Consider the following 24778-nt stretch of genomic DNA (forward strand, 5'->3'; position numbering starts at 1 on the left):
GGATAAAGCCATAATAACCATCTTCTTTCACTGCTGTCCCATTAACTTTCACAGCAACGAGGATTGATTGCGATTGAAGCTGGGAATGGGGCATTGTCTGGATGCCTTGACGCCGGTGAACACGATGCGCTGATCGCATGTCAATCCCTTGCTCTTCAACACCGCGGCGCGACCGACAACGCGATACGCCGCGTCTTTCTTGATGCGAGTGACAAAGAATATGCCTTTGTCATTCAACTGTTTATACCAGCCATAGTCGTTATATCCGCGGTCGATGGCGACTATGCTTCCTTGGGGAAACGCAGCGCGCGCCCGATAGCGAGGTCGCTGGTTTTGCCGTCGGTGATGGCTGCGAACTCGGGCAGGCAACCGCGGTGGTTCAGCCCGACATGTAGCTTGACCGCCCCCTTGGTCGTTCGGAAATCGGCCCACGGGAAGGCCGAGAGGCACAACTTGATGGTGCTGGCATCAAGCGAATACAGCGGGTTCTTGAAACGAAACTTATGGCCGGGCGCGACCCCTTGGCAACGTCGCAACCCCTTCCCAAACAGTGCCTCGTACAACGTATAAGGCTTGTCCTGGTTGATGCGCGCCAGGCTGGAGCGGGACAGGCCGACGCCGCCCAAGTGATACAGTCGATGCGCCTGAGCATCCAGGTTGTCGACGAGGTCGCGCAAGCTGTCGCGGCCGGTCACCTGCGCCATAAACAGGCCGACGAACTGCGCCCAACGCGACGCGACACGGAACGAGCGGCCACTATGATGCCGTTTGGCGAGGCTCTCGAATTCATGTCTCGGCGCCCATTTGAGGATCTGCGATAAAACTGTGTTACAATGCGCCATGGTCTGATTCTCCTAGTTGATTCAATAAGTTGTGTGCCATCTCATTGTATCAATTCAGAGCGAATCAGACCATCTTTTTTGTCTGTTAATGGGACAGCAGTGATCTTCTTTATAACCTTAACGACATCCTTGTAGTAGCCTTCCGTAAAACAATCTATCAATTACACCATTGCTGGCACACTTGTTACTAATTCATGAGACATTGATATCAGCACTTCTTTTGCTGTGGGCTTTTTTTGCAAAGTGATCAGTTTCGGTACTAACGTTTTCACTTCTTCATCGAGTTCGTCGAGGGATGCGACTTCCACCACCAGCCTAGGCAAATCAGTGCTGGTTGCCGTCCAAACATGTGCATCTTCATCCCATACCGCATGAACGGCTATGGTTGTTTGTTTCATTAGTGATTCCCCTCGCTTTAGAAATATGAAGTATTACTGCTTGAAATGGATATTTTATAACAACAATGTCATTCCTGCATAGAATATCGCGGCGGCAAAGCCGCCGCCCGCGGCTACGCCGCGTCTGGATCCCCGCCTGCCGGCGAGGATGACGGGAAGCATTGTCTATGTGTTGCTTGCCGGTTGGATGAACCTATTTATCAAATATCTTCGAGTTCACGGCCTGTAATTGACGATACTGAAAACACAAAAGCTTTCAAGATTTGTTCATCCGGCATATTGTTGAAAATTGGAAAATCTGTAGCATTGCCAGCAGGTCCCTTATCAATCTCATCAATACGAGCGACATTTAAGTATCGCCCGTTTAGCGCGTTAGCCCAGTCCTTATCAGGCTCTCTATGTTGTATCCAAGCTCGTTTGCCGCCACCCTCACCAACAAACCAGTCAATATATTTCTGACCTTTACCGTCTTTTTTGATATTCATAACAATTACCTCATAGATTTATGAAGTTAACAACAATCGGATTTTTCCCACAACATCTTGTTCATTACATCCAAACGACACCCTTGCAACTCTTATTCGTTCCAAAAATTCGCCTTCTTCTCACTTTGATGCAACTTGTGAATGAAGGCATACGCTTCATCCTCGGTTTTAAATCTTGCAATGCAGCGACTGAAATCTCTCTCTCTTAATGTACGACCAGACTTGCCTGTTATCGTTATATGCGGTCCGTCTGATATGCGCTTCGCGCTATAGGGTCGGAAACAAAGACACACTTCCCACCAGTCATAGCTGGAGCGGCCCGGTATTGTTTGCGGATACCCTTTGTAAGGAGGCCTAGCTCGACAGGTTGAGACAGCCCTTATCTGAGCAAATTTGCCGAGGTCTTTATTAAGGAGAAAGCCCTCGACCGGCCAATCTTCTTGAAAAGGATAGTTAGATTTCATTTGTCAACTCCTCTTGTGCGATGGTTGTTTGATTTTTACGATGACACTTCGCCTATTTCGCGCGGCGGCGTAAATTGGACGCTCGGCACTGTGAATGGGCTATTACGAACCCGACTCACTGGCCAGAATTTGTATGATGCTACCACATAACTGGACAAATCGGGTAATCCAGTTATTAAATCAGCGGCGTTAGCCCTTATCATTATTCGCGGCTTCGCCGCGGCAACACCGTTTTAGTGTCCGGCTACGCTGGTTAATACTGGGAATCTCTCGGAAACCACACCTTACGCATTGGGCACTTTTTTAAGTGCCGCTTAAAATTTTTCGAATCTTTGATAGCAGTATCGCACATCGGGCAGGTTGGCGATTCTTTGGAATGACTTTCGACGTGTTTAACCGCGTCAAGTAGTATCTGTCCTTGCAATCCTCGATTAGAAAATCCGTCATCCTGTGATGGCGAACCGCAACCGTGTATGCCCTTGTCAGGGGGCGTCAAAAACACCTTGCCCCCGCAAGAACATTCGAAATAGATAACCGTTTTATTACAATAAGAACACTTTGTTGGATAAGAACGTATTTTGTAACAAGAGTCATTATGCGTTGGAACATAACCCATAGCAAATTCCTCAATATTGAAAAATTAGTCACACACCCAAACGGATTATTTCTTTATGTGATTATTTTAACTCATCCTTCAGATGTGTCTGTTAAGTTGTGTTTGTTAATATCTTCGCCATTTACATTTCCTGCATGTAGCACATTGATCCAGAAGTCCTTGAACAGACCGTCATCTTCATAAAGATTCCAAATCTTTTTAGCATCTGACTCAGGCAACTTAAGCCCAACTTGAGTACAAGTTATGATCGCTTCTCTAAAGAAAGGGTTTTTAACAATATTATAAAAAACATCTTCCTTTGTGAAATCTTGACAATCAAGGTGACAGTTCGTTAGATCGGCCTCTACTTTTTTATCCGTAATCCATTCGAATATGTGTTGTGCGTAGGCTAATCTTTCCGTGTTTTGTTCAATCTCGTCTTTTGTTAGAGGGCATTTTTTCAATCGGCGAATGAATGCAATGCGTATAGATTCATCATGTTCTGAATTTAGTTTAGACAGCGCCAACAATTGAGCAACACCTATATCTATTTTGAGCGGATCTTTATCTGACAAATTAGCAATTCCGTTAAATAAACTATTTTGCTGAATTTGTGTTTCCGTTTTATCTATTTGTTGACCAGCATCGTGTATTTGTTGGCGAACATCTCGGGTTCGGAACCACCACAAACAAAAGAAAACAGGCAACCCAAGCAGGATGCTATGAATGTAAATATAATTTTCCTTAGGACCATTTATTTTAAGCAGGCAAGACAATGGATCCCATAAATATCGATATAAGGCAATACCGATCGCGCCACACACAATAAGTAACGCAAACCTTATCCAAGGATTATCAAATTTGTCCATGAGCTTGCGCATACTGTCCCTGATTTGTAGGTTGTTCATAACAACGCGGGTCGCTTCTCATAGCCAGTGAAACCACATTCCAGCAACACCTCGTGCAAGGTGTTGTCTTCAATGCAGGATTCAATAAACAAATGCGTGGCTTCAATGATGTTTGCCTTGGCTTCTTTGGGTGTGTCGCCCTGACTGTATAAATCCAACTCAGGGCAATACGAGACATACATTTTTGGTTTTTCTTTTGTTATACGAGCCGACAAATTGGTGCAGATAAAGGCAATACTTTCCACATCTTTGGTTGTTTGTTTCATTGGTGATTCTCCACGTTTTAGAAATAGGAAGTATTGTTGCTTGAAGTGGGTATTTTATAACAACAATGTCATTCCTGTCTGCGGCGCGCAATGTTTGTCTGGATTATAAGGAGTTCGGCTACGCCGAACGGTTTAATAACTGGATTGCCCGGAACAAGCCGGGCAATGACGAATGATAGGTATTGGTGAATTGAGAGGACAAAGGCGCGTTGAGATGCCAAAGTAACCGAGAAAAAGCCTGGCTTTGCCGGACTATTAATGTCGTCACGCGTAGCGTGACTCCTTGCCTGCCGGCGAGGATGACGGTCAGGGGATGTGGTTTGGATTTATGACGGTATTAGTTGCTCTCATCGTTTTTTAGTTCTGTTGTTCTCGCCTTTGGCGAGAACAACAGACTGGATTCCCGCCTGCCGGCGAGAATGACGAATGATAGGTATTAGTGAATTGAGAAGACAAAGGCGCGTTGAGATGCCAAAGTAAACGAGCGAAAAAGTCCGGCGTAGCTGGACTCATCATCGGCGGCAAAGCCGCCGCCCGTGGCTACGCCGCATCTGGATAGTCGCCTGCCGGCGAGGATGACGGCAGGGGTGTCACTGTCCAATTCGCCCCAATTCTTCATTGCGCGGCTTGACCGGACAATACGAATAAGGGGACAATTTGGATAATAGCGGCGGAAAGCGAAGATACGCCGTGCGCAATCTCGCCAGCACGAGCGCGTTACTAAAATTTATGGCTTATTCCCGCTCGTTTCATGACCTCGTTAGCGGTGTGACGAGATTTCATGTTTTTGGACACCGTCACACTTATGTCGCCATTGCTCCAAATTTCATGCGCGCCACTACCTTGCCGACGTTTTTGATAGTCGGATTTTTTTAGAATCGCAACGACATCCTTGTAATATCCTTTCATAATACAATCCCTTAATCACGCCATTGCTGGCACACTTGTTTCCAATTTATGAAACATTGATATCTGCAATTTTTTCTTTGCTACGGGTTTCTTTTCCAAAGCAATCAGTTTCGGTGCCAATATTTTCACTTCTCGGTCGAGTTCGTCGAGGGATGCGGCCTCTACCACCAGGCCGGGCACCTCAGCACTGGTCGCCGTCCAAACATGCGCGTCTTCGTCCAAAACAGCATGGACCGTTATAGTAGTTAACTGTTTCATTTGTGATTTCCTTTTGTTAGTCGGGTTGATTATCTTTCGCGACCTAATCATATGGTCGCACTCGGGGTCAATTGTGCGTAATACTACCATATCAACTGCTATTATTCTATTATAACAACAAAATAATCGTAAGCAAGCAGGAATCCAGCCATTGAAATAAAGGCGACAACCCTTGTATTCCGCCATTTCTCGCCACAAAGATCGCCCATGGCCTGAACTCAGTTATCGCCGAGGAGGGCTTTGCCAGACATCAAACCAGCGGCGAAGCCGCCTAAATAACGGCGGAAAGTCGTTTTCCCGCCGTTATTTATATCTCCGTCATTCAGTCCATCACCAAATCGCCGAGATAAGGGAAGTTCATCACATTCACGACCTTGTCGATATGCACTCCTTTTCGCGCCGCCCAGGCGCGGTCCTGCCAGTGCAACGGCACGAACGCGGCATCGTCATACAAAATTTGCTCGACCCGTTGCAGCATTTGTGCGCGCTCGGCCGGATCGGTCTGCTTGGCACTGTCCAGCACCAGCCGATCAACTTCGGCGTTGGAGTAATTGCCGCTGTTGTATTGCCCGTAACCGGTCTCCTCGTCCGGGGTCATGGTCAGAAATTCACTGAAGTTGGCCGAGTCCTCGGTATCGGAATGCCAGCCGATCATCATGATGTCGGCCGCGCGCTCGTCATACTTGGGCCAGTACTGCGCCTTGGGCATGGTGGTCAGGTCGACCTGAATGTTGATCTTTGCCAACATGCCGGCGACCGCTTCGGCGATTTTGGCATCGTTGACATAGCGGTTGTTGGGCGCCATCATGGTAACGGTGAAGCCGTCGGCATAGCCGGCTTCCGCCAGCAGCGCCTTGGCTTTTTCCAGGTCATAGCGCGGCGCGAGCGCGGCGTTGTGGCCGAGGTAGCCCTTGGGGCTTTGCTGGGCCGCGGCGGTGCCGAATTTCTTCATGATTTTCTCGACGATGCCGGCATTGTTAATCGCATGCACAATCGCTTGGCGCACGCGCGCATCGGCGAACTCGTGCCTGCGCTTTTGATTCAACTGAAAGGTAATGATGCGTGTGCCGCTCATGGTGACCAAGTCCACTTTGTCGCTGTTGTCGATGCGCACCAAATCGGTCGGCGGAATCGGTGCGGCGAAATCAATATCACCGGACAACAACGCCGCGACCCGAGTCGGGGATTCTTTGATTGGCGTGAGCACAATGCGTTTGACGTTGCCGGGGGAGGCGGTGTCCCAATAATCGGCGAATCGTTCAAACACCACTTTGACGCCCTGCTCGCGGGATGCGACCGTGAAGGGGCCGGTGCAGGAGACATTGGCGGAAGCGAAGGAATCGCCGTGCTTTACGATTTCCCCCTTGTCCCGGCCGCGCTCATCGGTACCGGTGTAGAACTCGCTGTCGAGCGGGAAGATATAAGTCGCGGTGTGTTCAACCAGTGGATAGGGGCCGTCGGTGATGAGGTCGATGGTGTGGTCATCAATGACTTTGGCTTCGATAAAATTGGCGAATACGCCCTTGAAATCCTCGCTTTCCTTTAATCGATCAAAAGTGAACTTGACATCTTTGGCGGTCATTTCGCGGCCCGAATGAAACTTAACGCCCGTGCGCAAATTAAAGCGCACCGTGGTATCGTTTTGACGTTGCCAACTGCTTGCAACCCGCGCGTCGAATCCTAAATCCTGATTCCAGCGAATCAACGGATCGCACACCATGTGCGACAACTGCAGCGTACCGCCAGACAGTTGTTCATGTAGATCCAGGGAAACCGGGTCGGCATCGTAAGCCAGTTTCAGGGTTTTGGCGTGAATCGGAACTGCGAGCAGCACGCCCGACAATGCCGCTAGTTGGATAATGCGGCGAGTTTTATAATGGATGGTCATTGGTATTCTCCGGTGTTTTCTTGAAGTTTAGATGTAAAAAATTTACAGGCGGTTAGTGTACAATATTTTGCCCGTCATCATTAAAAAATCGAACCGGCCAGTTTCATGATCGACCTATCCCACGCGGCCCGCGCCGACACCGCATTGCTCGTCGTTGATGTGCAGAATGATTTTTGCACTGGCGGCGCACTGGCAGTGGAAAACGGCGATCGGGTGGTGGCGCCGATTAACGTATTGTGCGGCCGCTTTTCCAACATCATCCTGACTCAGGACTGGCATCCTGCGGATCATGTCAGTTTCGCCGACAATCAGCCCGGAAAATCGCCGTTTGACACCATCCCCTTGCCGCATGGCGATCAGACTCTGCGGCAAACCCTGTGGCCGATTCATTGTGTGCAAGGCACCTACGGCGCTGAATTTCATGCTGATCTGGATCGCACCCGCGCGCAACTGGTGGTGCGCAAAGGCTTTCGTGCGCACATCGACAGTTATTCGGCGTTTTATGAGAACGATCGATCCACCGCAACCGGACTGCACGGCTACCTGAAGGATAGAGGAATTTCGAAACTGGCGCTGGTCGGGTTGGCAACGGACTTTTGCGTTGCCTGGTCGGCAATTGATGCCGCGCGCCTCGGTCTTGATACGACCGTGGTGTTGTCGGCTTGCGCCGCCATTGACCTGGACGGCTCTCTTCAAGCGCAACTAAAAACAATGCAACAAGCCGGGGTGCACGTGGTGGATGCCTTGTAACATCTGTCAGGACACATCCTGGCAATAAGAATATGTATTTGATAGGATGATTTTCTTGACAGTCCTGGTTGACTTTTCGAGGTCAAAGTGGAGTGCATTATGAAAATTGCAATTGCGTGCCATCAGTTTTGATTATGACTGGATGCTCAATCCTGCCTCGCCGGCGAGAAAACACGAATTAGAATTAGAGGGTTCAAGAAGTTGTTGAAGGCAATGCCGCTCTAAAAAGCAAAATGAAACCATGCCGAGAAAGATTAGAGAACTGAAAACGCTATTGCTAAATGCGGGTTGTGTTTGCGAGAATGCGAAAGGCAGCCATACCAAGTGGTCGCATCATAAGGCTGCCAGGAAACTAATCTTGTCTGGCAAGGATGGCGTTGATGCGAAACCTTACCAAGAGAAAAATGTTTTAAATTATTTGCATGAAATATCGGAGGAAAAATGAAAATTCATTATAGTATTTTGATTCAATGGTCTGATGAGGATAAATGTTACATTGCATCCCTGCCTGAATTTGGCGCGTACACTAACACTCATGGAGAAACCTACGAGGAAGCCTTTCAAAATGCAAAGGAGGTTTTAAGTTTGTTAATGGAAGAAACCAAATCTCTGCCAAGACCGCAAACTTATGAAATGACACACGTTGCTGTTTAATAGTCATTCCGGCGGAGGAATTCAAGATGATCGTTAACCCGCTCACCTCCAGATAACGGGCGAACAAAAGAACTTGATTAACGCTTAAAATGCTTTCAAAGCAGACCGGATTAAAGGCCGTGAAATCGGTCTGTTCTCGACTGACAGAAAATATTGCGCTGAAATTATTGACTGACGCCGACGTATTTGCCGATGTATTTTTTGTGAAACAGGTCGTGGTTTTCGCTTAACTGCTCGACCCCGACCACATCGGCGATACGCCCATTTTCGATAAACGCGACCCGATCCGCGACCGGCAACACCGCTTCAACCCGTTGCTCGACCAGCAATATCGCCACGCCCTGCTGGCGAAGCGCCATGACCACTTCACGTATCGTTGCGAGCATCGACGGCATCAGCCCTTCGCTCGGCTCATCCAGTAGCAGCACGCTGGGTTCGAGACACAGCGCGCGCGCCATTGCCAGCATCTGCTGTTCGCCGCCGCTGAGCGTCCCGGCAACCTGATTCAGGCGGGATGCCAGCGGCGGAAATAGCGCCAGCACTTGTTCGCGGGTTTGCGCGCCGCGGGTTTTTGTCTTGTCTTTTATCATTGAACCGCGCGCCATTAAACCGATGGCCATATTTTCCGCCACCGTCAACTCGGCAAACAGCCGTCGTCCCTGCGGCACATAACCGATGCCGCGCCTGGGAATTAAATGCGCCGGCAGCGCGATCAAATCTTCGCCATCCACCTCGATCGAGCCGCTACGCCGCACCAATCCCATAATCGATTTCAAGGCCGTGGTTTTGCCGGCGCCGTTGCGTCCGAACAAGCACAGCACTTCCCCGGCGCTTAGACTGAGACTAAAGTCGCGCAACACCTGCACCGCGCCGTAATACGCATTCAGCCGTTCAATCTTCAGCATCGTTGCCTCGCGTGGTCATGAGCCCAGATACGCCGCCTGCACCGCGGCGTTATCGCGAATCTGGTCAGGGCTGCCCTGCGCCAAAACCCGACCGCGATCAAACACCGTGATACGATGCGCCAATGACATGACCACCGACATATTGTGTTCAATCAACAGCACCGTGGTGGATTGATTAATCTGTTTAACCAGCGCGCAAAAATCCTGGATTTCAGCATCGGACAACCCCTGAGTCGGCTCATCAAAGATCAGCAGCACTGGATTCAACGCCAACCCCATGGCCACTTCGAGCAAGCGTTGATGCCCATAGGCGATGGTGCCGGCAGGCTCGTCCTTCAGGTGGGCGATGCCGACCTGCTGTAGCGCGAGGTCGGCATCGTGGCGGATATCCGCGGAAATTGCTTCGGGCTGGCAACGGTTTTGCGCCGCGATCGCGGCATTCTCAAGCACCGTGAGGTTGGGGAAAATACTGGTGATTTGAAAGGTATAGGCGATACCCTTGCGCACTCTTTTGTGAATGGGCAAGCCGGTGATATCCTGGCCGCGAAATTCGACGCTGCCGGCGGTTGCGGTTATGCGCCCCGATAACAGGCTGACGAAGGTGGTTTTGCCAGCGCCATTGGGCCCGATGAGGGCGCGTATTTCGCCTTGCCCAAGATCAAAATCCACATTTTGCACGGCGTGCACGCCGCCAAACGACTTCGATAAATTGCGCGCCCGCAATAATGTCATGGCTGATTTCACGGCTGATTTCATGGCGGATTCACGGCAACCACGGTAGCCACCGGTGTTTGATCGTGCCGAGAATTCCCTTGGGAAAATAAAGCACCAGAAAAATAAGCGCGAAACCGGCGACCAGCAAATACGCGGTGGTGTATTGGCTGGCGATATCGATCAGATAAAACATCAGGAATGTGCCGAGCACCGGTCCGAGCACCGTGCCCGGGCCGCCCAACAAGGTGAACAGTAACGCATCGATTGAGTATTGGATGGTGGTAAAGGACGAGCCGATGTAGGCGAACATCAAGGCGAAGGCGGCGCCGGCCGTGGCCGACAGGGTGCCGGATACCAGCAACGCTTTTAGTTTTATCGCGAAGGTGTTGTAGCCGAGCATTTGCGCGCGCGGCTCGTTTTCCCGAACAGCGACTAGCGCGCGTCCGGTTTTTCCGCGCACCAATCGATAGATGATCAGCATGGCGATGCCGAGCAAGAGCAGCGCGAGGTTGTATCGGGTCGTCGGATTGGTGAGATCCACGGTGGCGCCGAAAAACCCAAAACTGCGCGCCGCTTGCGGCAACACCAACCCCTCATCGCCGCGGGTATAACGGGTGAAATAGAGCGTCGCCAGGTAGGCGACTTGCGACAGCATCAGGGTCACAATCATGAATGCCACCCCGGTGGTGCGCAAGGCAATACATCCGACCAGCAATGACAGCAACGCACCGGCGATGATGCCGCTGGCAAACGCCAGCGGCACACTCCAACCCAGATGATAGGCGGTCAAGCCGGCGCCATAAAGCCCGGCGCCGAAAAACATGGCATGACCGAGGCTGAGCAAGCCGGTGTAGCCGAATAACACGTTATAACCCATGGCAAATATGGCCAGAATCATAATTCGGGTCATCGTCAGGTGATGATATTCAGGCAGTATGAACTGCAGTAAAAACAGCATTACGATGACCGCCAGATGTACGATGACCGCCAGATGGGCACTAAGTATTTTTCCGGTAAGTATTTTTCCGGCAATGATTTTTCCGCTGCCGTTGTTTGTTGCGTCGCTGTTTATCTTGGGCAAGGTCATGTTGGGGTCATGTTGATTTGGAGCCAAACAAGCCTTGCGGCCTGAATACCAAAATAAAGGCGACCAGCGTGGTCGATACCATTTTTGCCAGGGTCGGGGAAAAGAATACCGAGATGACCCCGTCACTCATGCCAATCAATATCGCCGCCACCACGGTGCCGCGAATACTGCCAAGGCCGCCGATAATGACCACGATAAACGACAGCAGCAACGGGTCGAGTCCCATCAGGTAATGCGCTTGGCGTATGGGGACTACCAGAATCGCCCCGACCGCGGCGAACATGGCGCCGACCGCAAACACCACGGTATAAACGCGCTCCACTGGAATGCCGAACGACTGCGCCATGTCGCGGTCATACTGGGTGGCGCGCATCATCAGCCCAACCCGGGTGCGGGTGATGACATACCAGGCGCCAAGCAAGATTAGCGCGGCCGCGACAATGACCAGCAGCTTGTAGCCGGAATAACCGAACCACGGAAACTGCACGCGGAAGTAAACCGGCGCATCGACCGCTCTGGCATCGGCGCCGAAGGTCATCAGCACGGTTTGTTGTATGACATACAACATGCCAATCGTGGCGACGATGGTGGCTTCAGGGTCGTAGTGCAAGCGTTTGAGTATCAGCCGGTCGGCGCAAAATGCGATGAGGCCGACCATAACCGGCGCGATAATCAGGGCGGCCGCAAATCCCAAGGCGGGATGCGCGGAGATCAGGCTGGTAATCCACCACGCCAATACCGCGCCCAGCATGAAAAACTCGCCGTGGGCGACGTTGACCACCCGCATTACCCCAAAAACCAGGCAAAGCCCGAGCGCGGTCAGGCAAAGCACCGCCGCCTGTACCAGCCCTTCAAGGCTGGCTAAAAAAAGGAAGGGGCCGAAATCCAATGAAAATTGCTTATAAAATGGTTCAAGATACTTTAAGCGGTCGATTTCGGATAGATTTTAGCAGATATTGACACCTATTTTCGTGGCGCATATTGAAGCGAAACTCACACTCTTTCAAAGGAGTCCGGCTACGCCGGACGACATATTTTAACTGGATTCCCGCCTGCGGCGAGAATGACGGGTTGGGGGGACAATGGTGAATCAGAAGGCGACGAGTCCTTTTGAGAGGACAATGGTAAATAATTGTCACGCAAAGCGTGACACTAAAACGTGCTCTATTACCTATCATTCGTCATTGCCCGGCCCATATTATTATTATTGGCCGGGCAATCCAGTTGTTAAACCGTTCGGCGTAGCCGAACTCCTTATTATCGCGGCTTCGCCACTCTGGATTCCCGCCTACGGCGAGAATGACGGCAAGGAGGGCGGTTTTTCCCGCCTGCCGGCGAGAATGACGGCTGAGAGGGCGGTGCTAAAACACCGCTGGAAAGGAGCAAAACGGGCAGTGAATCAGTGAACACATACGCTCGCATTGCCCGGCCATGTGTTGTCTGATTTGAGTATACAATCGGCTGGTCGCCGGGCCAGAGACGCCGGTGATTTGTGCGACTTCGCAAGCCTCGATATCAAGGCAAAACAGCCGTGGAATCGCCCTGAATTTATTCTCCGAAATTCGGCAACGAATGACATGCTGGTTTTTCATTTATAGAACAATTAGGTATGACCATTTCACTATACCTTAAAGTATCTTGAACCTATAAAATTTACCTGTACGATCCTGCCAATCCGGCATCCAGCAGAGGGCTTCGTTGTGCAGCAGCAGCGGGATGGCGGCTCATTAACGACTCACAAAATGAGTTAATTAAGGGTTATAAGGCCATCTTGGTGTAATCGGCCTCTGGTTCGTACAAGCCGTCTTCAATCGCGGTGGTATGCACCACATTAAGGCGGCCGCCTTCGACTTTGGAGATGTATTGATGACCAAAACACTGGTGGATTTTACCGTTAAAAATTTTCCGCCCCTGCGGGTGATCGCGGCCTTCTTCAAAGATTGTCAACGATTCCATGGCCTCGACAAAGCCGCGCTTGTCCGCGGCGGTTTGACCGCTATAACCACTCATTTCCATGGCCTGCTTGATCACAAAAAGACTCTCCCAGCAGCCGAACATGTGCGAGTAAGTTGAAATATCCTTAGGGTCAGCAATGCGGGCGCCATTGTTATCAACACCAACGGCATTTCGATAAAATTTATCATGGACGGTTTGATTGGGCTGAGCATATCTTGGATGGCCTTCCCAAAAGTGCGTGCCTTCGAGGAACTCCAGTTGCGGCGTGGCCATGTCGACCGCCTCCAGCGAATCGATGAAGCCAAATATTTCCGGGCGATTATTGCCAAAATGCTGGCCCAGTTCCTTGACGAATGTGAGCACGCCGGGACCCACCATCACATGATACAGCACTTCGGTCGAAGCAGGAATGCGCGGGAAATAGCGCGTGAACGACGACTCGGTCGGCGGGATGGCGATTTGCCCCACCACCTCGCCGCCCTGCGCCGCAATTGCGGCTGAAAAATAATCGCGGTGATTGTGGCCAAATGCAAAATCAGGAAAAATCATGGTCACTTTTTTCCCGAGGTTGCGGGAAATCCACGGCGCCATGGCAATGACCTGCGACTTGACATCGGTGATTCCGGGCTGGAACACATAGCGATTGAGGCTGCCCGATGCGACATGATGGCCTTCCGAGACCACCACATAGGGCAGTTTCAATTCTCCGGCGCGCGCCGACGAGCCGATGACGACATGCGAGAACAAGGTGCCGTAGGCGACATCCACTTTGTGCAACGTGGCGAATTTTTCCACCACTTCGGCGCCGCGCTTAGGGTCGGTGCCGTCATCTTCAACAATCAATTCCACCGGTCGGCCATTGATGCCGCCGTCCTCGTTGATGAGTTTCACGGCCGCGACGGTGACCCGCTCATACCATCTCCCGTAGGATGCGCCGATGCCGGTGCGGTGAATTTGCGCGCCAATCTTGATCGGCTGGCCGGTCGCCGAATGAGCAACCCGGGATAGGGGGGATAATTGCGAGACAGCGCCGGCCGCCGCCAACACGCCAAGTTGCTTGAGGGTAGCGCGGCGATTTGAATCAATCAATGGTTTTTTCTGTTTGGCAGTCATAATTTTTCTCCAAGTAAGCGGATAGTTTCTGTTGTCGTTTCAGTCGATAGTTTAAGGCTTGCGCGCCAACAGGCGAATACCGCCAAGTTTACCCGAACGAAAGTGGCGATTCACCAATTCATAGAATTCTTCCAGTGCCAAGTAGGTCGGCTCGCCGTGAACGCGAACATGCCGAGCCCGGCCAGCACGATAATCACGCAGTCGCTCGGTGGTGAAATCGGTCCAGTCGTCCGACATATCATCCACTCGTTCAAGCGCGAAGCCGGCGTGCTCGAATTCTGCTTGATAAGTCTGCAGATCCGGCAGATGGCCGGCATAAAGTCCGCTGGCCAGTTCGGCTCGTTCCGCCTGGCTGAACCGTTGGCGGCTGAACAGGTCTTCGGTGTAAAAAACCCCGCCCGATGACAGTAAATCGCCCGCTAGCGCCAATAATCTCGCGCGCTCAGGGATATGAAAAATCGCCAGCCAACTGACGATGGCGTCAAATTGCTGCTGTTGCCAATCGCAGGTCAGAATATCACCGCAAACATGAGTCAGGTTTGCCGATAAACCGCATCGCTCAGTCAGCTCCGACGCCATCCGATTTTGAGCAGGCTGCAATTCCAAGGCGGTGATGCGGGTGCCGGTGTTGTGCGCGACATGCCTAGCCGGCCCGCCGAAACCAGAGCCAATTTCCAGCACCCGGGTGCTTTTGTCAATGCCGATCATGTGAATGGCATGGTCCACGGCATCGGTGCCATGATAATGCAATTGATCGAATTCGCTAAGCTCGGCAGCGGTTAATGGCACGTCGCCGGATTTGCCGAGTTCCGCCAACTCGTTGTACACGCGATCAATATGCGAATACAGTTTCATGGATTTTATGCCCGCAACGAGATTCGCCATATATTTTTTCCGTGTATTTGCGCCACCGAAACCGACCGCCATGGATGGTGGAAGTGCCGATTTTGCAGGAGCAAAAAATCGGCCGACCGCCATGGATGGTGGAAGTGCCGATTTTGCAGGAGCAAAAAATCGGCCGACCGCGCCAACGGCGAGAGTGCAAATAATGCAGGAGCAATTATTTGCCGACCGCCATGGATGGTGGCGGCAGAGCGACGCATCGCTACATGGATGTAGCTTATTAGAGCAATGCAGGAGCAATTGCCGAGGAAGCCAAAGCCGACATTATATACCATTCGATACGGGGCCGGCGGCGGATGACCCCGAGGTCAGCGCAAGATAATGCGCAGCTCGCCAAGAGACCGGCTACACGAAAGCAAACCTGTCCTTGCCGCCCGTCAGCATCGCGCTTGCAATACGGGAGAAAACCATGTGCAGGAATGACCGGTGCGCTTCTTGTCCTTTTCCTGTTCAAACTAAAAATCGCCCCCGCTTTCGGGCGAGGGCGGGCTTTGTGAAAACAGAAACCCGGATTCTGTCCGCCGCTACAGCAATTTATTTGCCAGCAGGGTCAGGGTGTAAAGCCCGCCAATCAAGAACATCATCTGCATCATGTTGCGGTTCAGCGCGGTTTGGATTGCGGTCGCTATCTCGTTTTTGAGCGATGCAAAATCTTTCTGCAACAAGGCAAAATCCTTCTGCAACAAGGCAAAATCATTTTTCAGCCCCACAAAATCGCCTCGCAACGCGGTCACGCTGTCGGCCACTTCGTCCAGTCGTTGGTCGAGATGGTGGATGTGGTTGTATTGCGAATGCAACAGCAAGGTGTTGATGTCGTCTGGCTGCAACGCCTCGCCGTTGCCGAAGCGCGTTTTGATGTCGTCCACCCTCGGGGCGATCATTTCAATCAGTTGCGTCTCAATGGTCATGCTTGGTTTCATCGATTTCCTCCGTGAAACGGGTGACAAGTGAACATTATAATAACACATTTTCGGCGCGCAGGTCATCGGCTTTGGCTTCCTCGGCTTTGGCATCCTGCGTCGCTCTACCTCCGCCATCCATGGCGTCGCCCGTGATACGCGTTCTGGCGAACTCGCTACGCTCGCGAAAAAATTGTTAGGAGCAATTTTTCACGCAAGCCCCGAAGGGGTGAGTCTCATGGATGAGACGAATAAAAATCGCTCCCGGCGAAGTTTTGCGCGTATCATCCCTGATACGCGTTCTGCGAACTCGCTACGCTCGCGAAAAAATTGCCAGGAGCCATTTTTCACGCAAGCCCCGAAGGGGTGAGTCTCATGGACGAGACGAATAAAAATCGCTCCCGGCGATTTTTTGTTATATTTGCTGCTTCAAAAATCCGGTTCGATGGCCATGAAATATCTTCCTTTAATGCACAATTTCGATGGCAAGACCTGCCTGATTGTTGGCGGCGGCAAGGTGGCTTTGCGGCGGGCGAAAAACGTGGTCGCGGCTGGGGGAATCGTGGATGTTATTGCGCCGACCTGTTTGCCGGAATTATTTGATCTTGTCCATCAGTATAAGAACGGGCAATACAAGAACGGGCGCTATCAGGCGCAAGACCTTGACCCGCGCTATGACTTGGTGATTGCTGCGACTAACGATCGGCAAATAAATCGCGCCATCGCGCAGCAGTGCAAAGCGCAAAACATCATGGTCAATGTGGTGGATGACGCTTCGTTATGCGATGTCACTTTTCCCGCAATCGTTGACCGAAACCCCATACTGGTTGCAATTTCGAGCGGCAGCGCTTCGCCGCAGTTTTCCAAACTTTTAAGGGGACGTATCAATGCCTTTATTCCCAACGGCTACGGCAAACTGGCGGAATTATTCGGCCGCTATCGCAAGCGCGTCAAATCCAGCATCCCCAAGCCGCAGGACAGAGCGGTGTTTTGGAACAAGGTGGTGCACGGCCACATCGCGGAAAGCGCGCTGTCCGGCAACTTAGCGCAAGCCGAAGCGCAACTCAAAAGCGCTATCGACAACCATCGCCAACTTGAGCGGTGCGGCGAGGTGTATTTGATTGGCGCGGGGCCCGGAGACCCGGACCTGCTGACCTTGCGCGCCTTGCGCCTGTTGCAGCAATCGGAGGTCATTATTTACGACCGTTTGGTCGCGCCGGAAATTCTCAGCCGCCTGGAGCACGGCAAAGACTTGATTTATGTCGGCAAGCAGCGCGCCAATCACGCGGTGGCGCAACAGCAGATCAACGAATTGCTCATCCACTATGCCAACCAAGGGAAAAGGGTGGCGCGGCTAAAAGGCGGCGACCCGTTTATTTTTGGCCGAGGCGGGGAAGAAATTGAAAACCTGGCGGCGCATAATATTCCTTTTCAGGTCATTCCCGGCATCACCGCGGCCAATGGTTGCGCCAGTTATGCCGGCATCCCGCTGACCCACCGCGACCATGCGCAGTCGGTGCGCTTCGTCACCGGGCAACTGCAAAATGGCACGGTAAACCTGAACTGGGCGGAACTGACCGCGCCCAATCAAACGCTGGTTTTCTATATGGGATTGCAAGGGTTGCCAATCATTTGCGAGAACCTGATTAAGCATGGAGCGGCCGCGAATACGCCGGCGGCGTTGATAGAAAAAGGCACCACGCTACAGCAAAAGGTGCATATCAGCACCCTTGAGGCATTAACGGCGTTGCTTGAATCCACAGACATTCACGCGCCCACCCTGACCATCGTCGGCTCGGTGGTCAACCTGCATTCATCGCTGCGCTGGTTCAACAAATCCGCATAGTTAATTTTTACGCTCGCCTGAACCGCCTTATATTCAGCCGATTATCCGACCGATTATCCGACATTACTCCCGACATTATTCCCGAAACGGCTTTGCAGCGCCCGCTACCGCCTCGACCGTAAAAACCGCTCCATTCGCACCGGTAATTCTAACCTCGGCGCCTTTCTCTAATCGAGGTCCTGATACCTTCCAGTGCGTATCATCCACCTTGATTTTCCCCTCGCCTTGTTCAATGCTCTGGCTCAGGGTAAACACTCTGCCAACATATTGTTCGGCTCTGCGATTCAAGTTGGGCACTTCGGACTCGGTTTGTCGATTAACCAGGAAGCGCCTTGACAGGATAATGCTGGCCACCGAGAGCACCGAGAAAATCAAAAATTGCGCCTGCCAGGGGGTGTCCGGCACCACGAACAATATCAACGCGGTGACCAGCGCCGATGCGCCGAGCCACAGGAAAAACGTGAACGGCGCCAATAGCTCAAAGGCGAGCAAAGCCATGCCGATGAACAACCACCCCCAATACGAGAGTCCAAACAGGCCGAGCAGGAAAGACATGGTTTCCCCCTATGATTTGTTGTTGTCCGACCTGTTTTTGAACGTTTCCTTGACCAGTTCCGAAATGCCGCCAATCGAGCCGAGCAGGCTGCTTGTCTCCATGGGCAGGAACATGATTTTCTGGTTGTCGGCCGCGCCAATAGTCTGCAGCGCTTCAACGTATTTTACGGCGACAAAATAGTTCACCGCCTGGATGTCGCCCACAGCGATGGCTTCGGATACCATGCGCGTGGCTTCGGCTTCAGCCTGCGCCAATCGCTCCCGGGCTTCGGCTTGTCTGAAAGCGGCCTCTTTTTCACCCTCCGCATCGAGAATCAATGCGCGTTTTTGACCTTCCGCTTTGAGAATTTCGGCTTGTCTTAAGCCTTCCGCCTCCAGGATAGCGGCCCGTTTATCACGCTCGGCCTTCATCTGACGCGCCATGGAATCGACTAAATCCTTTGGCGGACTAATATCCTTGATTTCTATTCGGGTCACTTTGATGCCCCAGGGGCTGGTGGCGGAATCCACCACATGCAGCAACGCCGCATTAATTTCATCGCGTTTCGACAACGACTCATCCAGGTCCATCGAGCCTAACACCGTTCGAATATTGGTCATGGTTAAATTCAGCGACGCGTGTTCCAGGTCGTTGACTTCGTAACTGGCTTTAGCCGCATCCAGCACCTGAAAAAACATGATGCCATCGACGTTAACAACCGCATTGTCCTTGGTGATGACTGCCTGGGACGGCACCTCCAGAACGCGCTCCATCATATTGACCTTGGCGCCGATAGCGTCAATAAACGGAATGATGATGTGGAAGCCCGGGCGCAACGATCGGGTGAATCGGCCGAGTCGCTCTATGGTGTATTCATAGCCCTGATGGACGACAACAATGCCTTTAAGGACGATAAGAATCGCGACCACGATGAGGATGATCGCCACAGTGGATATGCCGTACATTTTTTTCTCCTGCCTGGTTAATTTAAGATTATTTTGGACTGCTAATGATATAGGATTAATCGGTGAATTATCAATCCCTGTCCGGGTTCACCACATATAAGACAAAATCAGGTCGCGGTCACCGTCAACGGTCATTCATACAGCGGCCGGAAGTGAGGCTTCAGCCTCGCCAAGCCATTGCCAAGATGGCGGGACTAAAGTCCCGCGTCCGAGACTTAACCTTCGGTAACCAACCTTCATGAGGTGCCTGGCGCATGATATTTACGATGTCGCCAGGAATATCTCGAAACCCTGATTGATTTGTCCTGGTGTTAATGCGATTGCTGCCAGCATTGAAGCGATTGGTGGCCGCGTGGCCGCGATTGGTTGCGGCGTTGAAGGCATTGATGGTCACGTCGTCACGATAGCCTCCGGGGTCTATGCTGCCGCGCGTTACGCCGGCCGCGATTTGCGCTGACTGGATATGAGCATTGGCGGCGATTTGAGCGACTTCTTTTTGTGTGGATTGCTGAGCGGTTTGCACCGTTGCTTGTAGTTTGGCATCCCTGTTTTTTTGCTTGGTTTGTTGGTCGGTCACTGAAACTTGCCCAGATGGGTTGCCCGCGCCGAGCCGCTCCCAGGGATTAGTTCCGGGGAAAGCGGTATCGTAATAGTCCTTTGCTCGAGCGCCGAGCTGATTGCCTGTTTCAGGTTCTGGGGCCGGGAATAGTTTATCGGTGAGATAACCGCCTAGAGCCGCGCCGCCGATTTCCGTAAAGAAGCCCATTAGATGATTGCCCGAGGGTCAGTGCTGGACGCTCCAGTCACATTGGCGCGTTGATCGTCCACTTGCCAGACGTTAGCGCCCTGGCCGCCTTGATTAACGCTTGGATGAGATTGTTTATTGCTTTGGCGGCGACCTGCCCTGGTGGCCGGCGCGCCATACCTTGCGATTGCGTCCCTTGCGCCTTGAACCGCCTTGCCCATTCGTGAGGCGAAGCCAGATACCGATTTACCGAGACCTGCGCCGCCGGCGGCCGGGCCTGAAGATTGACCGCCTCTACTGCCATCATCGGGACCATCACCGGGGCGACCGCCCATTCCTGGATTAGGCATTTACTTTTATCCAAACAGTAAACCCGTCAGGCGCAGAATAGCGATTAAATTCAAAACCTGAAGTATGGTCAGCAGGACTAGCCATCGAATTAGCCGTTTATTTAGCCGGGTCAAAGTGGATGAGGTCTTCATGATATTTGTGCAGACAGAGAGAAGTCTCCAGCCTGCTGATGTTGGATGATACACCAGTGCCAGTGATACGGATACCAAAGATTACCGGGCGATCGTTGTGGGCAACACCGCCATAGTCACCGACTGCGACAGTAGTTTGAATTGAGCCGGTGCTCGTAAAGTATTCCACCGTAGATGTTGGAGTTTGACGGACGAAAGTTTGATGTTGATGACTTGCAGGGAGTATATGGCAGTGGTGAACCGTTGTAATATTATTTGCGCCAGTGGCGTTGACCGCGGGAAAGGCCGTATCCGATTGTGGCGTTGCCAAGATAAACTCGACTTCGGTAAGGAATGAGGAGAGATACGAATACGCGCCGGTGATGTTATAGAGATAGGTTTGTCCGCGTTGCTGGCCGTTGACGCATAAGCCCATAGCCATTACCCGGCTACTGGATAAGTTCCACGAGGATTAGGATTGTATGTTCTATTAGGGGGTTAATAACAAGACGGGGAGTCTCCTGTTCCAGATGAGGCAGATTAAACGTACTCATTTTGAGTAGGTTTTTTAGTTTCTTGCGTTGAGCCATCCAAGTTCCAACACCTTTGAATGAGTTGTGGCAGTGTTTGTTAATGGAGAGTTGGATGTCCATCGCATTGATCCTTGCTCGAATGTCGCGAACCAGGCGATATTCCTTTGAGGGTTGATAAGTGCCGAGCGTGGGCGAGGGAAGGCAGATTTCCATTATTGGCCGGTATTCCGATTTGGATATCGATTGAAATAAGTGCGGCCGGCGCGGTCTTGTCTCATACCGCCAGGGCCTGACTTCGAGCCGCCCATCGGCGGCAGTCCAGTTCCTTTCCATTTTTTGATGCCGAGCAGCAACAGAAGTCCAGAGCCGATGTCCTGGGCAATGCCCCAGGCTTTCATAATGTGAACCCATTCGGCTTCTTTTCCTCTGATGTCGGCTTCATGGCCCCTGAAGTGAGCGTTTTCCACTTCGGTGAGTATCTTGGCCGCCGTGAGGGCTTGTTCTGTGGTGAGATTACCGATTATTTGAGTTACGCGTTGCTTCTCGACCTCTGATAGTGCCGTCTGGGCGATGATATGCGGGAGTTCGGTTTGTATTTTGGTCAGGTTTTGCTCCTGGGTGTTGCGGTTGGTGGTGGCGTTGATACGATTAGTACCGGCGTTGAAATGAATCGGAATTTTCTGGATATTCAGTTTTCCACCTAAAACGGTAGTCTCAGCCGCGGTCGCACCGACAAAATAAGCGTGCGGAACCGATCTTGGATGTTTTCCAACTGCGCCTGAGTCGTGGCTTCGAAGCGCATGATGACTGTCGGCGTGGTGTTTGAAGCGCGTAGCAACCCGAATCCGTCGGCGAAATCAACGCGCACGCCATCAATCGTATTCACCGTCGGCCGATTTTTGCTCTCGGCAAAATCGGCACTTCCACCTTCCCTGGCGGTCGCGTCGTCAAATAACGCGGCGTCGTCGTTATCATCATCATCATTTTCATTCGTGGCATTCGTGGCATTCGCGACCGCCGCTACCAACTCGGCGACCAATTCATGTTGCTCGCCTTCGTTCATCTCCAATCGCAACTCCGGCGTGTTGATGGTGTTTGGGATGGCGGCGAACTGCGCGCTTGGCGGGCGCGAGTCGGCGGCGAGCAACTCGCATAGCCGCGCGCCGGCGTAAATGCCATCGTCAAATCCGCCCCAGCGGTCATTGAAAAAGATATGCCCGCTCATCTCCCCGGCCAGGGCCGCGCCGGTTTCCTTCAACTTGGCTTTGATGAATGAATGACCGGTTTTCCACATGGTAGCCACGCCGCCATATTGCCGGATTAATTTTGGCAGAATTTGCGAGCACTTCACATCAAAAATAATTTCCGCGCCCGGGCGGGCTTGCAATACGGCGCGCGCGAACAGCGCCATTTGTCGGTCCGGCCAAATGACATCGCCGTTGGCGGAGACAATTCCCAAGCGATCACCGTCGCCGTCAAACGCCATGCCAAAATCCGCTTTATGGTCTTGAACAGCCTTGATCAAATCCTGCAGATTTTCCACCTGGCTGGGGTCCGGATGGTGATTGGGGAAAGTGCCGTCCACGTCGCAGAACAGATCGATGACCTCGCAACCGAGACGCCGAAACACGCTCGGCGCCACCGCGCCGGCCACGCCGTTGCCGCAATCGATCACCACTTTGAGCGGCCGCGCCAGGGAGATATCTTCCTCTATCGCCTTGCAATAGGCCGGTAAAATTTCCCGGCGACTCAGTTGCCCCTGTGCCGTGGCCGAATCCCCGCCGACGCCATCATGGCACTCATGCGCGATCACCTTTTGCTTGATTTTTTGAATGGCCTCGCCTGACAGCGTAGTACCCGCAATCATCATTTTCAGGCCATTGTACTCGGGCGGATTATGGCTGCCGGTGACCATCACCCCGCTGCCGGTATTGAATTCCATGGTGGCAAAATAAAGCGCTGGCGTTGGCACCTGACCCACTTCAATGACATCGCATCCTGTGGACAACAGCCCGTTCGCCAGTGCGTTGGCGAGACCGGGGCCAGTTAATCTGCCATCCCAGCCCACCACCATTTCGTTAACGCCCTGTTGCAATGCCTTAGATCCTAACGCTGTTCCGATCCGCTGAACAATTTCCGCGGTCAGCGATGTTTCAACAACCCCGCGGATGTCATACGCCTTGAAAATTTGGTCGGGGAATGTCATCAATAAATTACCGCCAGGTCAAACTAAAATTTCGACTCGAATTAATCTTGCCTTAATTAACCTTATGAATGGCGCGCTTATCCACCGCCAGCGCCGCTTCATGAGTCGCTTCCGACAGCGTCGGGTGGGCGTGAATGGTGCGCGCGATGTCCTCGGAACTGGACTGATACGCCATCGCCAACACGCACTCGCCGATGAGTTCGGAGACGTGCGCGCCGATCATATGCACCCCAAGCAACCGATCGGTCTGCGCATCGGCGATCATCTTCACCAGTCCAATCGGCTGCTCCATGGCGCGCGCCCGCCCGGTCGCGGCAAACGGAAACGACCCGGTCTTTATTTCAATCCCCTGCTGCTGCAACGCTTGTTCGGTTTGCCCGACCCAGGCGATTTCCGGGGACGTGTAGATCACCCAAGGCACGCAATTAAAATCCACATGCCCGGTACCGCCGGCGATGCGCTCAGCCACCGCAACCCCTTCTTCGGAGCTTTTATGCGCCAGCATCGGGCCGCGCACCGCATCGCCGACGGCCCAGATATGCGGCGCGCCGGTTTTGCATTGATCATCCACCTCAATGAATCCACGATCATCGGCGGCGACGCCGCAGTCCGGCGACAACAATCCGTCGGTGGCCGGGCGCCGGCCCACGGCGACGACAATTCGATCAACCTCAATAGTATTGCGTTTGCCCTTTTGCGTATAACTCATGCGCAAGCCACCCGCGCCAAGGTCGGCTTTTTTGACCATGGCGCCAAGGCGAATGTCCAACCCCTGCTGGGCAAACTGTCGTTTGGCTACGCGCGCGATGTGCTGATCGGCGATCATCAAAAAGTCGTCCAACGCTTCCAATACCACGACTTCCGAGCCCAACCGATTCCACACGCTGCCCAGCTCCAAGCCAATCACGCCAGCGCCAATAATCCCAAGCCGTTTTGGAACCTGGTCAAAATTCAAGGCGCCGGTGGAATCAACGATAACCTCATGATCAAACGGCATATCAGGCAATTCAATGGGCACCGAACCCGGCGCCAGAATGATTTCCCGAGCACTGAGGGTTTGGATAACTTGACCACTGTCATCCAATACATCAACGGTGTTGTCTTGCATCACCCGCCCATGCCCGTGTACCGAAGTCACTTTATTGGCTTTGAACAGCTGAGCAATCCCGCCGGTCAGCCCGCTGACGATCTGCTCTTTGCGCGCTTGCATCTTTGCCACATCCATGGCGGCGTTATCGACGGAAATGCCGTGCGCCGGAAATTGGTGAATGAGGTTGTGATACTGCTCCGAGGAATCGAGCAACGCCTTGGACGGGATGCAGCCGACATTCAAGCAGGTTCCGCCCAGCGACGGCCGGCCCTTTTGATCGCCACGTTGCTGGGTCTGGCGGTCTATGCAAGCGGTGTTCAAACCCAGTTGGGCGCAGCGTATGGCCGCGACATAGCCGCCCGGACCGGCGCCAATTACGATGACATCAAAACTGCTCGCCATG

The 24778-nt window shown here is 52.4% G+C and carries 32 protein-coding genes and 1 pseudogene; 6 read left to right on the top strand and 27 right to left on the bottom strand.

Annotated features, from left to right (window positions below; genetic code table 11):
• Nucleotides 1-48: 48 nt before the first annotated feature.
• From ACP158_RS05745 to ACP158_RS05795, 11 genes and pseudogenes are all read right to left on the bottom strand, one after another.
• Complete coding sequence (locus ACP158_RS05745; RefSeq protein WP_424948498.1) at nt 49-237, bottom strand: hypothetical protein; 189 nt, start codon at nt 235-237, stop codon at nt 49-51.
• Nucleotides 238-285 (bottom strand): annotated as a pseudogene (locus tag ACP158_RS05750) (hypothetical protein); the annotation flags it as partial. It lies immediately after the preceding gene.
• Complete coding sequence (locus ACP158_RS05755) at nt 282-842, bottom strand: DUF4372 domain-containing protein (RefSeq protein WP_424947991.1); 561 nt, start codon at nt 840-842, stop codon at nt 282-284. The pseudogene ACP158_RS05750 and the gene ACP158_RS05755, both read right to left, overlap by 4 nt.
• A gap of 161 nt (nt 843-1003) precedes the next feature.
• Nucleotides 1004-1240: a DUF1902 domain-containing protein gene (locus ACP158_RS05760; protein WP_424947992.1), complete on the bottom strand. Its 237-nt coding sequence runs from the start codon at nt 1238-1240 to the stop codon at nt 1004-1006.
• 200 nt (nt 1241-1440) lie between these two features.
• Nucleotides 1441-1725 carry a hypothetical protein gene (locus tag ACP158_RS05765; protein WP_424947993.1) on the bottom strand — a complete coding sequence of 95 codons (285 nt, stop codon included), beginning with the start codon at nt 1723-1725 and terminating at the stop codon, nt 1441-1443.
• A 1151-nt stretch (nt 1726-2876) separates the two neighbouring features.
• Nucleotides 2877-3653, bottom strand: coding sequence for a hypothetical protein (locus ACP158_RS05770; RefSeq protein ID WP_424947994.1), 777 nt, complete (start codon nt 3651-3653; stop codon nt 2877-2879).
• Nucleotides 3654-3688: 35 nt separating this feature from the next.
• Nucleotides 3689-3958, bottom strand: a complete 270-nt coding sequence (locus tag ACP158_RS05775) for a type II toxin-antitoxin system HicB family antitoxin (RefSeq protein ID WP_424947995.1) — start codon at nt 3956-3958, stop codon at nt 3689-3691.
• Between the two features lie 436 nt (nt 3959-4394).
• Nucleotides 4395-4577 (bottom strand): hypothetical protein, encoded by a 183-nt coding sequence (locus tag ACP158_RS05780; RefSeq protein ID WP_424947996.1) that lies wholly within the window; start codon nt 4575-4577, stop codon nt 4395-4397.
• Between the two features lie 101 nt (nt 4578-4678).
• Complete coding sequence (locus ACP158_RS05785) at nt 4679-4867, bottom strand: type II toxin-antitoxin system HicA family toxin (RefSeq protein WP_424947997.1); 189 nt, start codon at nt 4865-4867, stop codon at nt 4679-4681.
• Nucleotides 4868-4882: 15 nt separating this feature from the next.
• Nucleotides 4883-5125, bottom strand: a complete 243-nt coding sequence (locus ACP158_RS05790; RefSeq protein WP_424947998.1) for a DUF1902 domain-containing protein — start codon at nt 5123-5125, stop codon at nt 4883-4885.
• Between the two features lie 322 nt (nt 5126-5447).
• Nucleotides 5448-7013, bottom strand: a complete 1566-nt coding sequence (locus tag ACP158_RS05795) for an ABC transporter substrate-binding protein (RefSeq protein WP_424947999.1) — start codon at nt 7011-7013, stop codon at nt 5448-5450.
• 105 nt (nt 7014-7118) lie between these two features.
• Here ACP158_RS05795 and pncA point away from each other — a divergent pair, with 105 nt between their 5' ends.
• From pncA to ACP158_RS05810, 3 genes are all read left to right on the top strand, one after another.
• Entirely contained in the window at nt 7119-7763 is a 645-nt protein-coding gene (pncA, locus tag ACP158_RS05800) for a bifunctional nicotinamidase/pyrazinamidase (protein ID WP_424948000.1), read from the top strand.
• 241 nt (nt 7764-8004) lie between these two features.
• Nucleotides 8005-8208 (top strand): type II toxin-antitoxin system HicA family toxin, encoded by a 204-nt coding sequence (locus tag ACP158_RS05805; RefSeq protein ID WP_424948001.1) that lies wholly within the window; start codon nt 8005-8007, stop codon nt 8206-8208.
• Entirely contained in the window at nt 8205-8417 is a 213-nt protein-coding gene (locus ACP158_RS05810; RefSeq protein WP_424948002.1) for a type II toxin-antitoxin system HicB family antitoxin, read from the top strand. The genes ACP158_RS05805 and ACP158_RS05810 overlap by 4 nt, the downstream gene beginning before the upstream one ends.
• A gap of 164 nt (nt 8418-8581) precedes the next feature.
• Here the strand turns inward: ACP158_RS05810 and ACP158_RS05815 are convergent, their stop codons facing one another.
• From ACP158_RS05815 to ACP158_RS05830, 4 genes are all read right to left on the bottom strand, one after another.
• On the bottom strand, nt 8582-9322 hold the full coding sequence (locus tag ACP158_RS05815; RefSeq protein WP_424948003.1) for an ABC transporter ATP-binding protein: 741 nt from the start codon (nt 9320-9322) through the stop codon (nt 8582-8584).
• A gap of 15 nt (nt 9323-9337) precedes the next feature.
• Nucleotides 9338-10078 (bottom strand): ABC transporter ATP-binding protein, encoded by a 741-nt coding sequence (locus ACP158_RS05820; protein WP_424948004.1) that lies wholly within the window; start codon nt 10076-10078, stop codon nt 9338-9340.
• A gap of 7 nt (nt 10079-10085) precedes the next feature.
• Nucleotides 10086-10994, bottom strand: coding sequence for a branched-chain amino acid ABC transporter permease (locus tag ACP158_RS05825; RefSeq protein ID WP_424948411.1), 909 nt, complete (start codon nt 10992-10994; stop codon nt 10086-10088).
• Between the two features lie 136 nt (nt 10995-11130).
• Nucleotides 11131-12012 carry a branched-chain amino acid ABC transporter permease gene (locus tag ACP158_RS05830; protein ID WP_424948005.1) on the bottom strand — a complete coding sequence of 294 codons (882 nt, stop codon included), beginning with the start codon at nt 12010-12012 and terminating at the stop codon, nt 11131-11133.
• A 232-nt stretch (nt 12013-12244) separates the two neighbouring features.
• On the opposite strand from ACP158_RS05830, the gene ACP158_RS05835 reads away from it, so the two are divergent.
• On the top strand, nt 12245-12529 hold the full coding sequence (locus tag ACP158_RS05835) for a hypothetical protein (protein WP_424948006.1): 285 nt from the start codon (nt 12245-12247) through the stop codon (nt 12527-12529).
• Here the strand turns inward: ACP158_RS05835 and ACP158_RS05840 are convergent.
• The 3 genes from ACP158_RS05840 to ACP158_RS05850 all read right to left on the bottom strand — a co-directional run bounded on the left by ACP158_RS05840 (nt 12485) and on the right by ACP158_RS05850 (nt 15077).
• On the bottom strand, nt 12485-12715 hold the full coding sequence (locus ACP158_RS05840) for a hypothetical protein (protein ID WP_424948007.1): 231 nt from the start codon (nt 12713-12715) through the stop codon (nt 12485-12487). The genes ACP158_RS05835 and ACP158_RS05840 overlap by 45 nt on opposite strands.
• Nucleotides 12716-12881: 166 nt before the next feature.
• Complete coding sequence (locus ACP158_RS05845; RefSeq protein WP_424948008.1) at nt 12882-14192, bottom strand: ABC transporter substrate-binding protein; 1311 nt, start codon at nt 14190-14192, stop codon at nt 12882-12884.
• 51 nt (nt 14193-14243) lie between these two features.
• Entirely contained in the window at nt 14244-15077 is an 834-nt protein-coding gene (locus ACP158_RS05850; RefSeq protein ID WP_424948009.1) for an SAM-dependent methyltransferase, read from the bottom strand.
• Nucleotides 15078-15094: 17 nt separating this feature from the next.
• Between ACP158_RS05850 and ACP158_RS05855 the strand changes: the two genes are divergently transcribed.
• Nucleotides 15095-15241 carry a hypothetical protein gene (locus ACP158_RS05855; protein ID WP_424948010.1) on the top strand — a complete coding sequence of 49 codons (147 nt, stop codon included), beginning with the start codon at nt 15095-15097 and terminating at the stop codon, nt 15239-15241.
• Between the two features lie 378 nt (nt 15242-15619).
• Here ACP158_RS05855 and ACP158_RS05860 read toward each other — a convergent pair whose 3' ends face one another.
• Nucleotides 15620-16015 carry a hypothetical protein gene (locus ACP158_RS05860; protein ID WP_424948011.1) on the bottom strand — a complete coding sequence of 132 codons (396 nt, stop codon included), beginning with the start codon at nt 16013-16015 and terminating at the stop codon, nt 15620-15622.
• Nucleotides 16016-16445: 430 nt separating this feature from the next.
• Between ACP158_RS05860 and cysG the strand changes: the two genes are divergently transcribed.
• On the top strand, nt 16446-17840 hold the full coding sequence (gene cysG / locus ACP158_RS05865) for a siroheme synthase CysG (protein ID WP_424948012.1): 1395 nt from the start codon (nt 16446-16448) through the stop codon (nt 17838-17840).
• 75 nt (nt 17841-17915) lie between these two features.
• Here the strand turns inward: cysG and ACP158_RS05870 are convergent, their stop codons facing one another.
• From ACP158_RS05870 to lpdA, 8 genes are all read right to left on the bottom strand, one after another.
• Complete coding sequence (locus ACP158_RS05870) at nt 17916-18395, bottom strand: NfeD family protein (RefSeq protein ID WP_424948013.1); 480 nt, start codon at nt 18393-18395, stop codon at nt 17916-17918.
• 9 nt (nt 18396-18404) lie between these two features.
• Nucleotides 18405-19340, bottom strand: coding sequence for an SPFH domain-containing protein (locus ACP158_RS05875; RefSeq protein WP_424948014.1), 936 nt, complete (start codon nt 19338-19340; stop codon nt 18405-18407).
• A 160-nt stretch (nt 19341-19500) separates the two neighbouring features.
• Nucleotides 19501-20106 (bottom strand): hypothetical protein, encoded by a 606-nt coding sequence (locus tag ACP158_RS05880; protein WP_424948015.1) that lies wholly within the window; start codon nt 20104-20106, stop codon nt 19501-19503.
• Complete coding sequence (locus tag ACP158_RS05885; RefSeq protein WP_424948016.1) at nt 20106-20435, bottom strand: hypothetical protein; 330 nt, start codon at nt 20433-20435, stop codon at nt 20106-20108. The genes ACP158_RS05880 and ACP158_RS05885 overlap by 1 nt, the downstream gene beginning before the upstream one ends.
• 97 nt (nt 20436-20532) lie before the next feature.
• A complete protein-coding gene (locus ACP158_RS05890; RefSeq protein WP_424948017.1) occupies nt 20533-20988 on the bottom strand; it encodes a hypothetical protein in 456 nt (151 codons plus the stop codon).
• A gap of 303 nt (nt 20989-21291) precedes the next feature.
• The gene (locus ACP158_RS05895) at nt 21292-21546 is read right to left on the bottom strand and encodes a hypothetical protein (RefSeq protein WP_424948018.1); all 255 of its coding nucleotides are present in this window, start codon (nt 21544-21546) and stop codon (nt 21292-21294) included.
• 233 nt (nt 21547-21779) lie between these two features.
• The gene (locus tag ACP158_RS05900; protein ID WP_424948019.1) at nt 21780-23285 is read right to left on the bottom strand and encodes a phosphomannomutase/phosphoglucomutase; all 1506 of its coding nucleotides are present in this window, start codon (nt 23283-23285) and stop codon (nt 21780-21782) included.
• Between the two features lie 52 nt (nt 23286-23337).
• Nucleotides 23338-24777 (bottom strand): dihydrolipoyl dehydrogenase, encoded by a 1440-nt coding sequence (gene lpdA, locus ACP158_RS05905; RefSeq protein ID WP_424948020.1) that lies wholly within the window; start codon nt 24775-24777, stop codon nt 23338-23340.
• Nucleotide 24778 lies beyond the last annotated feature (1 nt).

The sequence above is a fragment of the Candidatus Spongiihabitans sp. genome (assembly GCF_965247905.1).
GTDB lineage: Bacteria > Pseudomonadota > Gammaproteobacteria > Arenicellales > Poriferihabitantaceae > Spongiihabitans.